This window comes from Sphingobium sp. D43FB (assembly GCF_002312805.1).
GTDB lineage: Bacteria > Pseudomonadota > Alphaproteobacteria > Sphingomonadales > Sphingomonadaceae > Sphingobium.
Genome location: NZ_NMUA01000001.1, coordinates 255,447 through 270,830, shown reverse-complemented (window position 1 = coordinate 270,830; position 15,384 = coordinate 255,447). Strand labels below are relative to the sequence as shown.

General features: G+C 62.4%; 12 protein-coding genes. 7 read left to right on the top strand and 5 right to left on the bottom strand.

What is annotated here, in order from left to right; translation table 11 throughout:
- Window positions 1-105 precede the first annotated feature (105 nt).
- The 4 genes from SxD43FB_RS01250 to SxD43FB_RS01235 all read right to left on the bottom strand — a co-directional run bounded on the left by SxD43FB_RS01250 (window position 106) and on the right by SxD43FB_RS01235 (window position 2,415).
- Complete coding sequence (locus SxD43FB_RS01250) at window positions 106-534, bottom strand: MucR family transcriptional regulator (protein WP_096060647.1); 429 nt, start codon at window positions 532-534, stop codon at window positions 106-108.
- 113 nt (window positions 535-647) lie between these two features.
- Entirely contained in the window at window positions 648-1,127 is a 480-nt protein-coding gene (rimI, locus tag SxD43FB_RS01245) for a ribosomal protein S18-alanine N-acetyltransferase (RefSeq protein WP_037474564.1), read from the bottom strand.
- Complete coding sequence (gene tsaB / locus SxD43FB_RS01240) at window positions 1,124-1,753, bottom strand: tRNA (adenosine(37)-N6)-threonylcarbamoyltransferase complex dimerization subunit type 1 TsaB (protein ID WP_096060646.1); 630 nt, start codon at window positions 1,751-1,753, stop codon at window positions 1,124-1,126. The genes rimI and tsaB overlap by 4 nt, the downstream gene beginning before the upstream one ends.
- 86 nt (window positions 1,754-1,839) lie before the next feature.
- Window positions 1,840-2,415, bottom strand: a complete 576-nt coding sequence (locus SxD43FB_RS01235; protein WP_096060645.1) for a NifU family protein — start codon at window positions 2,413-2,415, stop codon at window positions 1,840-1,842.
- 95 nt (window positions 2,416-2,510) lie between these two features.
- On the opposite strand from SxD43FB_RS01235, the gene SxD43FB_RS01230 reads away from it, so the two are divergent.
- From SxD43FB_RS01230 to SxD43FB_RS01215, 4 genes are all read left to right on the top strand, one after another.
- Window positions 2,511-2,981 carry a pyridoxamine 5'-phosphate oxidase family protein gene (locus SxD43FB_RS01230; protein WP_069066658.1) on the top strand — a complete coding sequence of 157 codons (471 nt, stop codon included), beginning with the start codon at window positions 2,511-2,513 and terminating at the stop codon, window positions 2,979-2,981.
- A 306-nt stretch (window positions 2,982-3,287) separates the two neighbouring features.
- A complete protein-coding gene (locus tag SxD43FB_RS01225; RefSeq protein ID WP_096060644.1) occupies window positions 3,288-4,673 on the top strand; it encodes a DEAD/DEAH box helicase in 1,386 nt (461 codons plus the stop codon).
- Window positions 4,674-4,795: 122 nt separating this feature from the next.
- Complete coding sequence (locus SxD43FB_RS01220) at window positions 4,796-7,687, top strand: M16 family metallopeptidase (protein ID WP_096060643.1); 2,892 nt, start codon at window positions 4,796-4,798, stop codon at window positions 7,685-7,687.
- An 84-nt stretch (window positions 7,688-7,771) separates the two neighbouring features.
- On the top strand, window positions 7,772-8,896 hold the full coding sequence (locus SxD43FB_RS01215; protein ID WP_096060748.1) for a glycosyltransferase family 1 protein: 1,125 nt from the start codon (window positions 7,772-7,774) through the stop codon (window positions 8,894-8,896).
- A gap of 4 nt (window positions 8,897-8,900) precedes the next feature.
- Here the strand turns inward: SxD43FB_RS01215 and SxD43FB_RS01210 are convergent, their stop codons facing one another.
- A complete protein-coding gene (locus tag SxD43FB_RS01210; protein WP_176482649.1) occupies window positions 8,901-9,446 on the bottom strand; it encodes a TetR/AcrR family transcriptional regulator in 546 nt (181 codons plus the stop codon).
- A 180-nt stretch (window positions 9,447-9,626) separates the two neighbouring features.
- Here SxD43FB_RS01210 and SxD43FB_RS01205 point away from each other — a divergent pair, with 180 nt between their 5' ends.
- Genes SxD43FB_RS01205 through SxD43FB_RS01195 form a run of 3 tightly spaced genes read left to right on the top strand, consistent with a single transcriptional unit; the run spans window position 9,627 to window position 15,358 of the window.
- Window positions 9,627-10,799, top strand: a complete 1,173-nt coding sequence (locus tag SxD43FB_RS01205) for an efflux RND transporter periplasmic adaptor subunit (RefSeq protein WP_096060642.1) — start codon at window positions 9,627-9,629, stop codon at window positions 10,797-10,799.
- 3 nt (window positions 10,800-10,802) lie between these two features.
- Window positions 10,803-13,955, top strand: a complete 3,153-nt coding sequence (locus SxD43FB_RS01200) for an efflux RND transporter permease subunit (RefSeq protein ID WP_096060641.1) — start codon at window positions 10,803-10,805, stop codon at window positions 13,953-13,955.
- Between the two features lie 2 nt (window positions 13,956-13,957).
- On the top strand, window positions 13,958-15,358 hold the full coding sequence (locus tag SxD43FB_RS01195; protein WP_096060640.1) for an efflux transporter outer membrane subunit: 1,401 nt from the start codon (window positions 13,958-13,960) through the stop codon (window positions 15,356-15,358).
- The last annotated feature ends 26 nt before the right edge of the window (window positions 15,359-15,384 follow it).

Genomic DNA, 15,384 nt, shown 5'->3' with positions numbered 1-15,384 from the left:
AAGCCCATTGGCTAGCGGCTTTTACGCGGACAGGAAAGGCCAGATACAGGAAAGGGGCGCATCGTCGATGCGCCCCTGGCTTCCCTTATTCATGCGGGCAAAGACTTACTTTGCGACGCGGGTGGTCCGGCGGCGCTTGGTGCCCAGGCCGATCTTCTTCGCCAGATTGCGGCGCTGTTCGGCATAATTGGGGGCGACCATAGGATAGTCGGCCGGCAGGCCCCACTTGGCGCGGTAATCGTCCGGGGTCATCTGATAATGGGTCATCAGATGGCGCTTGAGCATCTTGAGCTTCTTGCCATCTTCCAGACAGATGATGAAGTCAGGCTTGATCGAAGAGCGAACCGAGACGGCAGGCTCCGGCTTGACTTCAGGCGCAGCGACCGGCTCGTTGAGCGCCGCCAATGCACCATGTACATTCTGGATCAGCGTGGCGACGTCGGAGACGGCAACGCTATTGTTGGAGACATGTGCGGCGACGATGTCGGACGTCAAAGTAATGAGCAGTTCGCTCTGTGCCGATTCGGTTTCCATTTTTCTATTTCCTACGAAGGCTTTTTATAATGCGACCCGCCGGTGGAAATGGATTTCTGCAGCGGTAGGTTTCCGCTAGACGGTATAGCCTCATTTCGCAAGGGGCTATAGGCTCATATCCGCATGTCAATACGAAAGCTCAGAGCATCATGAAGTTGTCCATCATTGCCGCGATAGTAACCGGGGCGACGATGCACATATTCGAAGCCGGTTTTTTCGTATAGTTTTATGGCGTTATTTGAAGCGCGTACTTCCAGGTTCATCGATGTGATGCCCCTACGGCGCGCACGCATCAAACTGTCGCGCAACAGCGCTTCGCCAACACCGCGACCGCGCCACAGCGGGTCAACCGCGAGTAGTAACAGTTCGCATTCGTCCAATACGGATCGCACCAGAGCAAAGCCCAACGGGGCCGCATCAATCCGCACGACTGTCAGCCACGTGCCCGGCATCATCATGACGCCTGCGAGTTGTGCAGAGGTCCAGGCCTCCCCGAAAACCGGATCGAAGGCGGCGTCCATGACCGTCATGGCGTCGGCAATGGCGTTGCGTTCGCCCTCGTCATAAGTGTCGAAGATCAGCTCTGGCATCATGATGCTGCGCGCTCCGCGATCGTCTTGGCATCGGCACCCCGGCCATAGAGGGGCGTCGAGGAAAGGGGGGGCAGGTCGGCGATCAACGGATAGTCGGCCGCATCGGGATAAAGGGTCAGCGCCGCGCCTGCGCCGCGCGCGGTGACCAGTGCCTCGGCCCCCGTGCCATAGATCATAGGTGCGCTGATCTGATCCGCGAGGAGGGCGATGGGCGTGGATTGGACTGGGCCAGTCGCCGTCATGCCGTCGCTGGTGAAGGCTTGCCAGAAAAGCTCACCATGACCGCCAGTGATAGTGACGATGATCGGATCGTCGCCCTGATGCCGTCGCGCGGCGCTGGCGGCGATGATCGATGGCGCGCTGTAACCATGGAGCGGGAGCGCCCAGGCCAAAGCCAGCGCGCGCGCGGCGGCTATCCCGATGCGGACGCCGGTGAAACTGCCCGGCCCCACATCCACCGCAATGGCGTCGGCGCGGCCGCCATCTGGCAGGGCGGCGATGGCCGGCAACAAGGCTTCGGCATGGCCGCGCCCGACGATTTCGTGATGGCGGCCGATAAGCGCGCCGTCTTCCAACAACGCCACGGACAAAGCCTGTGTCGCAGTGTCGATCACCAGCAGGCGCAAAGGATACTCCCTTTAGGCTCCGCAAAAGAGCGGATTCGCCTAGCGGTTAGTCGATCAGGCGCGTTTTGCCAAATCACATACGCGGTTCAGACCGCGCGGACTTCCGTGACTTCGGGAACATAATGTTTGAGCAATTGTTCGATACCATTCTTGAGCGTCGCGGTGGACGACGGGCAACCGGCGCAGGCCCCCTGCATCTTGAGATAGACGGTGCCCTTGTCAAAGCCGCGATAGATGATGTCGCCGCCGTCATTTGCGACGGCCGGGCGCACACGCGTATCGATGAGTTCGCGAATCTGTTCGACGATTTCGGCATCCGCCGGATCATCGCCAAAGCTGCCTTCATCGCCGGGCACGCTGATTTCGGCGGCGGAGCCTGCCTTGAAGAGCGGCATGTTGGCGGAAAAATGTTCGAGCAGGGTCGCGAGAATATCCGGCTTTACATAAGCCCATTCGGAACCCGGTGCGATCGTGACGGAAATGAAGTCGCTGCCGAAGAAGACGCCGGTGACGTCGCCCAAGCCGAACAGCGCATCGGCGAGCGGCGAGGCTTCGGCTTCCTCCGGTGACGCGAAATCGCGGGTGCCTGCGCCCATGACGGTGCGGCCGGGGAGGAATTTGATGGTCGCCGGGTTGGGCGTCAGTTCGGTCTCGATCAGCATGGACGCTATGTGGAGGCAAGCAGGCCCAAGATCAAGCGGCGGGGAACTTCGTTGGCTGCCGTCGATTGATTGGGGGAAGCAATTGGAGAGCCCATATGAGCACCGAATCCGAAATCCGCGACCGTTTCTGGAGCGATCTGGCAAGCAGCCCGTTTGTGATGATCGGTCTGCAGAACAGCCATGAGCATAGCTTGCCGATGACGGCGCAGCTCGATCCCGATGCCAATCATTGCTTCTGGTTCTACACCAGCCGCGACAATCGGCTGGCCCCCGGCGGCCCGGCGATGGCGCAATATGCCGCCAAGGATCATGACCTGTTCGCCTGCATCGACGGGACATTGACCGAAGAGACGGATGCGGCGGTCATCGATCGTTATTGGTCCAAGCAGGTCGAGGCCTGGTATCCGGGTGGGCGTAACGACCCGAACCTGTTGATGCTGCGCTTTGATCTGGGCACGGCGGAAATCTGGCGCGCGGACATGTCGCTGACGGGCGTGTTCAAGATGATGTTCGGCGGCGATGTGCGTGACGAAATGAAGACCAAGCATGTCGAAATAACGCTCTGAGCCTTTTCGCCTGAAGAAATGAGCGGCCGCGACAGCATGTTGCGGCCGCTTGCTTTTTGTCTGCGCCTTCGCCATATGCGTTGCAGCGCAGCAGAGGGACCATTTTGGTTCCACAGCGATTGGCAGCGTGATCGTCCGCAAACCTACGGTGGCTGAAGCAGTCACAAAGGGCTCACGGACCGGCCAATGAGAGTCTGCGTCAAGCTTGAGGCTTCCCTTTTCACGCGGGTCGTTTCGTAACCCGCCTTAGCGCCCTTGCTGCGTCCGCAGATCAGGTTGGCGCATGGCCCACTTGTGAGTTTACACATGGAATTCAATGACTTTGGTCTGGCTGAGCCGATCATGAAGGCGCTCGCCTCCAAAAATTACGTTACCCCGACGCCGATCCAGCAAAAGGCCATTCCGGCGCTGCTGGAAGGCAAGGATCTGTGCGGCATCGCGCAGACCGGCACCGGCAAGACCGCGGCGTTCGCGCTGCCCAGCCTCGACTATTTCGCGCGCAATCCCAAGGTTACGCCACTCAAGGGCTGTCGGATGCTGGTGCTGGCACCGACCCGCGAACTGGCGGCGCAGATCGCGCAGAGCTTCCGCGACTATGGCCGTTTCCTCAAGCTGAGCGTCGAAACCGTGTTCGGCGGCGTGCCGATCAACAAGCAGATCCGCGTTCTGGCTGGCGGCGTCGATATCGTCGTCGCGACGCCGGGCCGCCTGCTCGACCTTATCGACCAGCGCGCGCTGACCATCAAGGACACGGAAATCTTCGTTCTCGATGAAGCCGACCAGATGATGGACATGGGCTTCATCCAGCCGTTGAAGCGCGTCGCCAAGATGCTGCCGCGCGAACGGCAGAATCTGTTCTTCTCGGCCACCATGCCCAAGGAAATCGAAGCGCTCGCCGCCCAGTTCCTGAACGATCCGGTCAAGGTCAGCGTCGCGCCGCAATCGACCACGGCGGAACGTGTGCGTCAGCGCGCGATCTTCGTGAACCAGGCGGAAAAGCAGGCGCTGCTCCATCTGATGCTCAAGAGCGAAGAGATTGACCGCGCCCTGATCTTCACGCGCACCAAACATGGTGCCGATCGTGTCGTGCGCTTCCTGGAAGGCGCGGGGATCGACGCCTTCGCGATCCATGGCAATAAGAGCCAGGGCCAGCGCACCACGGCCTTGCAGGCATTCCGCCAGGGCAAGGTCAAGCTGCTGGTCGCGACCGATATCGCCGCGCGCGGCATCGACGTGTCGGGTGTGTCGCATGTCATCAACTTTGAAATCCCCAATGTGGCGGAACAATATGTCCATCGTATCGGCCGCACCGCGCGCGCTGGGGCCGAAGGCATCGCCATCAGCTTCGTGGCGGATGATGAACGGCCTTTCCTCAAGGCGATCGAAAAGACGACCCGCGTAAAGCTGGAAATCGAAACGCTGCCTGAGAATTTCATGGAAGCGGTGCGCAACATGCCCAAGCCCGCCGCCCCGAAAAAGGGTCCGAGCCAGTCGCCCCAGCAGCAGGCCCGTCGCGCCGATGGTCAGCGTAAATATCAGGACGGCCAGAAGCAGTCGCGCGGCACGCCGGATCGGGCACATCGTCCCGACTCCGAGGGTGGCGAGAAGCGTCCCTTCCGTCGTCGCCGCAGCGGCGGCCCGGTCGGCGCGCACAAGAGCGCCGTCCAGCGCACTGGCGCACCGCGCGTATAAAATAGGATCGAGCGTGCCGGGACGGGGTTCCGGCGCGCTCCACCTGATGGGGGCAACAGTCTCCCGTCCTGACGATGATTGTCAGTGGCCATTCAGGAAAGTGCCGCTAGGCTGACAGGCCTATGCATTTTTTCCCCCGCCGTTCGGCCACTTCGCTCTCCGTTCTCGCCCTGTTGCTGTCGGTGTCGTCCGTGCCGCTTGTCGCACAGACGCAATCCCCGACCGCCCTTGCCAAGACAGGCGCTGCGCAGGCGCAGACGCGCCCCTGGCTCTATGAAAATAGCGATGTGCCGATCGATGCCGCTTGGCATTTCGGTACGCTGTCCAACGGGTTGCGCTACGCCATCCGGCGCAATGGCGTGCCGCCGGGGCAGGTGTCGGTGCGGTTGCGGATCGATGCCGGTTCCTTGATGGAGCGACCCGATGAAATGGGATACGCTCATTATATGGAGCATCTGACGATGCGTGGGTCGCGCCATGTGCCGGACGGCGAATCCAAACGTATCTGGCAGCGTTTGGGTGTGACCTTCGGCAGCGACAGCAACGCCGTCACGTCGCCGACGGGCACAACCTACGCGCTCGACTTGCCCCAAGCCACACAGGCAAGCCTGAACGAAAGTCTGAAAATTCTTTCGGGCATGATGGCTGATCCCAACATCGTTGATAGCGCCATCGCCGCCGAGCGCGCGGTGGTATTGGCCGAGCGGCGGGAAAGCGAGGGCACCCAGATGCGGGTATCGGATGCCAGCCGCCAGCATTTCTTCGCCGGGCAGCCTTTGGCGGATCATTCACCCATCGGCACCGTCGCCACTCTGAACGCCGCGACTGCCAAGGCCATGGCTGCCTTTCACCAGCGCTGGTATCGCCCTGAAAATACGGTGATCGCGATAGCGGGTGACATCGACCCCGCGCAGGCCGAGCAGTTGATCCGCGACAATTTCGCGGCGTGGAGCGCAACGGGCAAGGGCGCGGCCATTCCCGACTTCGGCAAGCCCGATCCCAAAAGCCCGGCGACGCGGGTGCTGGTCGAACCCGGCACGCCCGTCGGCCTGACGGCGGCCTGGCTGCGTCCGTGGAAGCCGCGGGCCGACACGATCCTGTATAATCAGGACAAGCTGACCGACATGTTGGCGCTGCAGATCATCAGCCGCCGGTTGGAACAGGCCGCAAGGGCTGGCGGTAGCTTCCTGCAAGCGAGCGTCGAGCAGCAGGATGTGAGCCGTTCAGCGGACGGCACCTTTATGTCGATCATTCCCGCCAATGATGATTGGGAAAAGGCGCTGGCCGATGTCCGCGCCATCGTGGAAGATGCCAAGGCTAGCCCGCCCAGCCAGCTGGAGATCGACCGCGAATATGCGCAGATGGATACGGCGCTGTCGATCCAGGTCGAAAATGCCGATACCGAGGCGAGCGCCCGGCAGGCGAGCGATCTGGTCAGCGCGGTGGATATTCGTGAGACAACCGTCAGTCCGCAGGCCGCCGTGGACATTTTCCGCGCCGGTAAGCCCGCCATGACGCCGCAGAAGATATTGGATTCCACCCGGAGGCTATTTTCGGCCGATGTCTTCCGCGCCCTGCTGGTGACCGGCAAGGTGGAGGCGGGCACGGATGCCCGTCTTGCCGCGGCCGTTGCCGCCCCCGTGAAGGCGGCGACCAATGTGCGGCTCGCTGAAAAGCCTGTGACGATGGATGACCTGCCTGCGCTTGGCGCACCGGCAACGGTCGTGTCGCGCACGGCCACTGGTCTGCCGGGGATGGAGAGCATCACTTTTTCCAACGGCGTGAAGCTGACCCTGTTCGCCAATGATGCCGAAACGGAGAAGGTGCGGATCAACGTCCGCTTTGGTCATGGCCAGCAGAGTTTTTCGCCGACCAAGCCGGTGGCGAGTTGGGCAGGCGGCTATGCGCTGGTCGCCAGCGGCATCGGCAAGCTGGGCCAGCGCGAGCTGGACGAGCTGACCAATGGCCGCCGCATGGGCATGGAGTTCGGCATCGACGATGATGCGTTCGAATTGCAGGCCGTGACCCGGCCAGCGGATTATCGCGACCAGTTGCGCCTGTTCGCGACCAAGCTGGCAGCGCCCGGCTGGGATCCTGCGCCGATCGAGCGGGTGAAGACCGGCGCGATTTTGGCTTATGATGCCATGTCGCAATCGGCTGACGCGGTGTTGGGGCGCGATCTCAACTGGTTGCTGCATGACAAGGATGTGCGGTTCCGCACGCCGTCACGCGAAGAGATCGCCGCGCTGACGCCGCAGGCTTTCCGCGCCGTGTGGGAGCCAGTGCTGGCATCGGGGCCGATCGAGGTGCAGATATTCGGCGATGTGAAGGCGGAGGAAGCGATCCAGGCGGTCGCCGCGACCTTTGGCGCTTTGGCACCGCGATCCGATACGCCCGCGCCTGCGACTAATCGCGCGATGCGCTTCCCCGCCCCTGTGAAAGAGCCGGTGGTGTTGCGGCATAAGGGCGACAAGGAGCAGGCGGCGGCCGTGTTGGCCTGGCCGACGGCAGGCGGCTTCACGCTACAAAAGGAAGCGCGCCAGTTGGAGATACTGACCCAGATCTTCAACGACCGCCTGTTCGACCGGCTGCGGTCGGCCGAGGGGGCTGCCTATTCGCCGAGCGTCCAGAATAACTGGCCTTTCTCCTATGATGCGGGCGGCTATATATTGGTGACCAGTCAGGTCCGGCCCGATCGCGTCGCCTATTTTTACGATGTGGTCAAAAGCACCGCCGCCGATCTGGTAAAAAATCCGGTCAGCGAGGATGAATTGCAACGGGCCGTTGCGCCGATGCGGCAATTGCTGACGCGCGCCAGCACCGGCAATGCTTTCTGGATGAACCAGATGGAGGGCGCGACTCATGATCCGCGCTATGTCGAGGCGATGCAGCGGATGGGCCAGGATATGCTGACCGTGACCGCGCCGCAGTTGCAGGCATTGGCGGCCAAATATCTGGTGCCGGGCAAAAGCTGGTCCGCAGTCGTCCTGCCGGAAGGCGTGGCGGCGAAATAAAGGGCCGACCACTGATTTTCCTTGCGGTTTTGCCCAGTCCGTCGATAGCCGCGCGCTGGTATGTACGGCTTGGGACAGAATGACGTGAGCCTTCGGATCATTCTTTCGGTCGAAGCGCTCGAACCCCGGCTGTCGGGTATCGGGCGCTATAGCTGGGAATTGGCGCAGCGCCTGCCCCATATGGACGAGGTCGAAGCGGTTCGCTTCTATCGCAATGGCGAATGGATCGTCGATCCGGCCACTCTGTTGGTGGATCAAGGCAGCGGCAAGCGGCGGAACATCGTACAGCGCTGGCTGCGCAAGCACAGCAAATGGGCCCGCAATTTGCGCGATGCGTCGATCATGCGGTCGAACTTGTTTCATGGCCCCAATTATTTTCTGCCACCGGGCGGGGAGGGCGGCGTGATCACGGTCCATGACCTGTCCATCTTCCGCTATCCCGAAACCCACCCGGTCGAACGATTGCGGCAGTTCGAGCGCTATTTTCGGCTTTCGGTCGAACGGGCGGGGCATATCATCACGGATTGCGAGACGACGCGGGCGGAAGTGGCGGACTTTCTCTCGATCGATCCGGCACTTGTGACGGCGGTCCCGCTGGCGGCCAGTCCCGACTTCCATCCGCGCACGAACGATGCGATCGCGCCCACGCTGGCGCGCTATGACCTGCAGCCGCAGGGCTATGCCCTGTGCGTTTCCACGGTCGAGCCGCGCAAGCGGATCGCGGAATTGCTATGCGCTTGGGAGAAATTGCCGCCTGCCGTGCGGAACCGCTGGCCCTTGATGGTGACCGGCGGGGCTGGCTGGCTGAGCGATGCGGTGCAGGCGCGGATGGAAAAGGGCGGGCGTGAGGGGTGGGTGCGCTATCTGGGCTTCGTGCCCGACGCTGATCTGCCGCTGCTCTATGCGGGTGCGGCCCTGTTCGTTTATCCCTCGGTCTATGAAGGCTTTGGCCTGCCGCCGGTCGAGGCCATGGCGAGCGGCGTGCCGGTGGTTGTCGCCAATGCGTCTTGCCTGCCGGAAGTCACCGGCGGCGCGGCGATGCTGGTCGCGCCGGAGGATGTCGATGATTTCGCCCGGCGGCTGGAACAGGCCCTGGTCGATGACGGCTGGCGGGCGCAGGCGCGCGCGGACGGATTGCGTGTCGCGGCCCGCTATAGCTGGGATCGTTGTGCGCGCGAAACGGTAGAGGTCTACCGCAAGGTGCGGTGATGGATCAGTTGATCGCGCGGAGCGCCGCGATGATCATCCGTGCCGACAGGGTGGCGGTGGCGGCGGCGCTCAGTTGCGGTCGCGACAGGCTGCGATGGCCCAATCCGAACATGCAGGCCAACACCACTTCCTCCGCGCCCTCCAGCGCTTCGCCCGAAAGATCAGGATTGGCCGCGCAGGCGAAATCGCGAATGTACGTACGAAACCGCATGCACATATTCGCAATCGTATCGCCGACGGCGGGGTTGCGGAAACTTTCGGCCAATATGTCGAAGGATAGCGCTTCGTTCTTCTCGTCGATCGTGTGCAACAGCAATTGTTCGAACGTCTGTTCGATCGACAACAAACCGGCATGTAGCCGTTCGCGCAGGATGGCCATATCGTCGCACCATTCGTCGGCGTCGGCATGGACAAGGGCTTCGATAATGTCTTCCTTGCCCTTGAAGAGCCGATAGATCTGGCCGACCGACACTTGGGCAGCGGTCGCCAGCTCCGCCATCGAGGTCTGGTGGAACCCATGGCTGTCGAACAGGTCACGGGCCGCCGCCAGAATACGGGCCTTGCCGGATTTCTCTATGTTCACCACGCTCTTGCCATGCTGCACCGCAACCAATTTCTGCTCCCCTGCGATTTTGTCTCTTGAATATCCTGTGGCACGAACCTAATTGCGGGGCAAGCGGAATGAACGTTCATTCCGAATGGATATCTACATCGGAACGGAATTCAGGCGATGCACAAGGGGACATTCATCGGGTTGCTGGCGTGCGCGTCGGCATTGGCGCTGAGCGCGTGCGGGGAAAGCCCGCCGCCCGCGCCCCCGCCACCGGCCGTCGGCGTCGTCACGCTGAAAACCGAGTCGGTGCCATTGGTGAATGAATTGCCCGGCCGCATCGTGGCCCTCGAAATAGCGGAGGTACGTCCGCAGATCAGTGGCGTCATTCGCCGCCGCCTGTTTACCGAAGGCGCCATGGTGCGCGCGGGGCAGTTGCTGTACGAAATCGAGGACGCGCCCTACCGCGCGGCGCTGGCACAAGCGCAAGGCTCGCTGGCCCGCGCCAACGCCGCGATCCGATCGACGGCGTTGCAGGCGCAGCGCTACAAGGATCTTGTCGGCGTGAACGCCGTCAGCCGCCAGGAATATGACAATGCCGATGCGGCAGCGCAGCAGGCGCGTGCCGATGTTGCAGCGCAGCGTGGCGCGGTAGAGGCCGCCCAGGTCAACCAAGGCTTCACCCGCATCAAGGCGCCGATTTCGGGCCGGATCGGTCGGTCTCTGTTCACGCCCGGCGCGCTGGTTCAGACCGGCCAGGCCGATCCGCTGGCAACGATCCAGCGTACCGATTCGGTCTATGTCGACATGACGCAGTCCGCCGCCGAGATCATCGACCTTAAACAAGCCATGAAGCGGGGCGGCGTCAGCGAAGCGGACGGCGCGCGCATCCAGTTGCTGCTGCCCAATGGCAGCACCTATCCGATCGAGGGACGGCTGCAATTTTCCGAAGTGTCGGTTGATCCGACATCGGGTGCCGTGACGCTGCGCGCGACCTTCCCCAATCCCGACGGCATGTTGCTGCCGGGCATGTATGTCCGCGCCAAGCTGGTCGAAGGCCAGCAGAGCGAGGCGATATTGGCACCGCAGCAGGGCATCACCCGCGATGCGCGTGGTCGGGCCACGGCGATGGTGCTGGGGAAAGACAATAAGGCCGAGATGCGCCAGGTTCAGGTAGCCCGCGCCGTGGGCGACAAGTGGATCGTTACCAGCGGGTTGAAGCCCGGCGACAAACTGATCGTGGAAGGGCTGCTCAACCTGCGCCCCGGCACGGTCGTCACGCCCGGCGCACCGCAGCAGGTGACGGCAGCGCAAGGCGCGCCGCAGGGATCAAAGCAGGGCGGGGCGAACTAAGCCATGGCACGCTATTTCATCGACAGGCCCATCTTCGCATGGGTCTTGGCCATCGTCATGATGCTGGCGGGCCTGCTTGCGCTTCGCACGCTGCCCGTGGCGCAATTCCCCGAAATTGCCCCGCCTTCGGTCGGCATTTCCACCAGCTATCCCGGCGCGAACGCGCAGACGCTGGAAAGCACGACGACGCAGATCATCGAGCAACAGCTCAAGGGCATCGACAATCTGCGCTATTTCTCCTCCACCAGTGACGGCGCGGGCAACCTGTCCATCACCCTGACCTTTGAGCAGGGGACGGACGCGGACATTGCGCAGGTGCAGGTCCAGAACAAGCTGTCGCAGGCGACGCCGCTATTGCCGCAGGAAGTGCAGCAACAAGGGCTACGCGTCACGAAATCGACGTCCAGCTTCCTGCTCGTCATGGCGGTCTATGCCGATGATGGCATTCATGATCAGCAGGATGCGGGCGATTTCGTCGCATCGACCCTGCAAGATCCCATCAGCCGTGTGGAAGGCGTCGGCGACACCCAGTTGCTGGGCGCGCAATATGCTATGCGCGTGTGGCTCGACCCCTATAAGATGGCCAATCTGGGCGTGACGACCGGCGATGTGAAAGCCGCGATCCAGGCCCAGAATGCCCAGGTTTCCGCTGGCCAGATCGGCGGCACGCCGTCGCCGAAGGGCCAAGCGCTCAACGCCACCATCACCGCCCAGTCACGCCTGCGGACGCCCGAACAATTCCGCGCGATCCGTCTGCGCAGCAATAGCGACGGCGCGGTCGTGCGTCTGTCGGATGTGGCGCGCGTGGAATTGGGGTCGGAAAATTACAGCTTCGGTGCGAAGTTCAATGGCCATCCGGCCGCCGGCTTCGGTATCAAGCTGGCCCCCGGTGCGAACGCGCTGGACACGGTGGAAGGCGTCAAGGAACAGATCAAGGCGCAGTCCAAGAACTTCCCGTCCTGGGTCAAATATGATTTCCCGGTCGATAACTCGACCTTCGTGGCCCTCTCGGTCGAGCAGGTCATCCATACGCTGATCGAGGCAGTGTTGCTCGTCTTCGTCGTGATGTTCCTCTTCCTCCAGAATTGGCGCGCCACGCTGATCCCGACCATCGCCGTGCCGGTGGTGTTGTTGGGGTCGCTCGCCATCCTGAGCGCTGCCGGTTTCACCATCAACACGCTGACCCTGTTCGGCATGGTGTTGGCGATCGGCCTGCTGGTCGATGACGCGATCGTGGTGGTCGAGAATGTCGAGCGCCTGATCCAGGACGAAGGGCTTAGCCCCAAGGAAGCGGCCAAGAAGTCGATGGACGAAATCAGCGGCGCGCTGATCGGCATCGGTCTGGTCCTGTCGGCGGTGTTCCTGCCAATGGCCTTCTTCGCTGGATCGACCGGCGTCATTTTCCGCCAATTTTCGATCACCATCGTGTCTTCGATGATCCTGTCAGTGCTGGTCGCGTTGATCCTGACGCCCGCTTTGTGCGCCACGATCCTCAAGCCCGCCAAACATGGCCATGCCGACAAGAAGGGCTTTTTCGGTTGGTTCAACCGCACCTTCGACAAGGGCGTGAAGGGCTATGGCCGCAATGTCGAAAAGATCGAGCATCGTTGGGGCCGCAGCATGCTGGTCTATGCCGCGATCGTCGTTGGGATGGTCTTCATATTCCTGCGCTTGCCGAGCGGCTTCCTGCCGGAGGAAGATCAGGGATCGTTGATCAGCCAGGTCTCCTTGCCTGCCGGTTCTTCGCTGGAAGAGACCGAACGCACGCTGGCCAGGGTGCGCGACCATTTCCTCCAGTCGGAAAAGGACAATGTTGCGGCGGTCTTCACCATTTCGGGCTTCGGCTTCGTCGGCCAAGGCCAGAATGTCGGCATCGTCTTTGCCCGGATGAAGGACTGGTCGGAACGCAAGGGTTCGGACAATAGCGTCATGGCGGTTGCCCAGCGCGCGAACATGGCGTTCAGCAAGATTTCGTCGGGCATGGTCATCGCTTTCGTACCGCCTGCTGTGCAGGAATTGGGCAATGCCTCCGGCTTCGACCTGCAGTTGCTCGACAATGCCAATGTCGGTCATGAAAAGCTGTTGGAGGCGCGCAACCAGCTATTGGGCATGGCGATGGCCGACAAGCGGCTGGCGCAGGTGCGTCCCAACGGTCTGGAGGATACACCACAGCTCAAACTCAATGTCGATCAGGCCGCAGCGGGCGCGTTGGGCATTGCCCAGGCGGACGTCAACGACACGATCAGCACCAATATGGGCAGCAGCTACGTCAATGATTTCATCGATCGTGACCGGGTGAAGCGTGTGTTCGTGCAGGCCGATGCGCCGTTTCGGACATCGCCCGATGCCATCGGCGCGTTGCATGTGCGGGGCAGCAGTGGCGTCATGGCCCCCCTGTCTTCGTTCGTGACGACCGAATGGACCCAGGGACCGGCCCGTCTGGAACGCTTCAACGGCGTGCCGTCGATGAACATCATGGGTGCGCCTGCACCTGGCGTCGCAAGCGGCACGGCGATGCAGGCGATGGAAGAACATATCGCCAAATTGCCGCCGGGCATCGGCTATAGCTGGAACGGCATTTCCTATGAGGAGCGGACGTCCGGCGGGCAGGCAGGCTATGTCTATGCGCTGTCGCTGCTGATCGTCTTCCTGTGCCTTGCGGCGCTCTATGAAAGCTGGTCGGTGCCGATCGCGGTCATGCTGGTGGTGCCTTTGGGCGTGCTGGGTGCGGTCATCGCCGCGACGCTGGCGGGCCTCAACAACGACATCTATCTGCAGGTCGGCTTGATCACCACCATCGGCGTGTCGGCCAAGAACGCGATCCTGATCGTGGAGTTCGCCGAAGAGAAGATGCGCGAAGGGCTGTCGCCTGCGGCGGCGGCGCTGGAGGCCGGCAAGCTGCGCCTGCGACCGATCCTGATGACCAGCTTCGCCTTCATTTTCGGCGTGCTGCCCTTGGCCTTGTCCAACGGGGCGGGCGCAGGTGGTCAGAATGCGATCGGTTGGGCCGTGGTCGGCGGCATGTTGTCGGCGACGGTATTGGCGATCTTCTTCGTCCCCGTCTTCTTCACCGTCGTGAAGCGGCTGTTCCGCGAACATAAGACTCATGAAGCGGCCGACGACCGGGCAACGCCCGCCGCGCCGCAGGAGGCATGATCATGCATAATCTAAAGGCGCTGGGCGCCATCACCCTGTCGCTGGCGCTCGCCGCGTGCGACATGGCCCCCAAATATGTGCGGCCGCAACTGGCGGTCCCGGCGGCTTCGCCGCAGGGACCAGCCTACGGTGCCGACAACGGCGCGGCGATCGTTCCGGCCGATACGGCGTGGCGTGATTTCTTCACCGATGCGCGGCTGGCGCGGGTGATCGAGACCGCGCTGGCGAACAACCGTGACCTGCGCATAGCCCTGGCCAATGTCGAACAGGCGCGGGCGCAATATCGGGTGCAGCGGGCTGACCTGTTGCCCGGCGTTTCGGCGGGCGGCACCGCAACCTATCAGGACTCGCCCTTTTCGCTGGCGGGGTCGGGGCGAACCGATTTGTACCAGGCGCAGGTCGGCATTTCCGCCTGGGAAGTCGATCTGTTCGGTCGGGTACGGAATCTGAGCAAAGCGGCGCAGGAGCAATATTTCGCCCGCGTCGAAACGCGCAATGCGGCGCAAACCGCGCTGATCGCGGAAACGGCCAATGCCTGGCTTACCATGGCGGCGGATCAGGAACGGTTGCGCATCGCCCGCGACCTGGAACAGGCATTCGGCAAGACGCTGGAACTCAACCGGGCGCGCTTCGCCAAGGGCATCGCGTCAGAGCTGGAAGTGCGTCAGGCGCAGACCAGCTATGATGCGGCGCGATCGACCATCGCCGAAACGACCACGTTGGTCGCGCAGGATCAAAATGCACTGAACCTGCTGGCCGGAACGACGGTGCCTGCGACCGACCTGCCCGAAGGGTTCCCGACGGCGAGCGCGACGATCGAAAATCTGCCGACCAATATCGCGTCGGACGTGCTGCTACGCCGCCCGGACATCGCGTCAGCAGAGCATCAATTGCTGAGCGCCAACGCCAATATTGGCGCGGCGCGGGCGGCGTTTTTTCCCAATATATCGCTGACGGCGGCATTTGGTTCGCTCAGCCTTGGCCTGTCCAACCTGTTCGGATCGGGAAGCAGCTTTTGGTCGGTAGCGCCGACCGCTTCTTTGCCGATATTCGACTTCGGGAAGAACAAGGGCAATCTCGCCTATGCCAAGGCGACCTATGACGCGATGCTGGCGACCTATGAGAAGAGCGTGCAGACGGGCTTCCGTGAAGTTGCGGATGCTTTGGCCCGGCGTGGCACGATGGGGGAACAGCTTGAGGCGCAGACGTCGCAGCGGGATGCCGCGCGGGTCGCCTATACGCTGTCGGAGGCTCGCTTTCGTGCGGGGGTCGATGGGTTCCTGACGACGCTGGATTCGCAGCGGGCGTTGTCCAATGCCGAACAGAGCCTGCTCACTACGCGGCTGACGCGCGCCTCCAACATGGTGGAACTCTACCGCGCCATGGGCGGTGGGTTGAAGTAACAGCGGGCGGGTCAGGTCGGGGATCA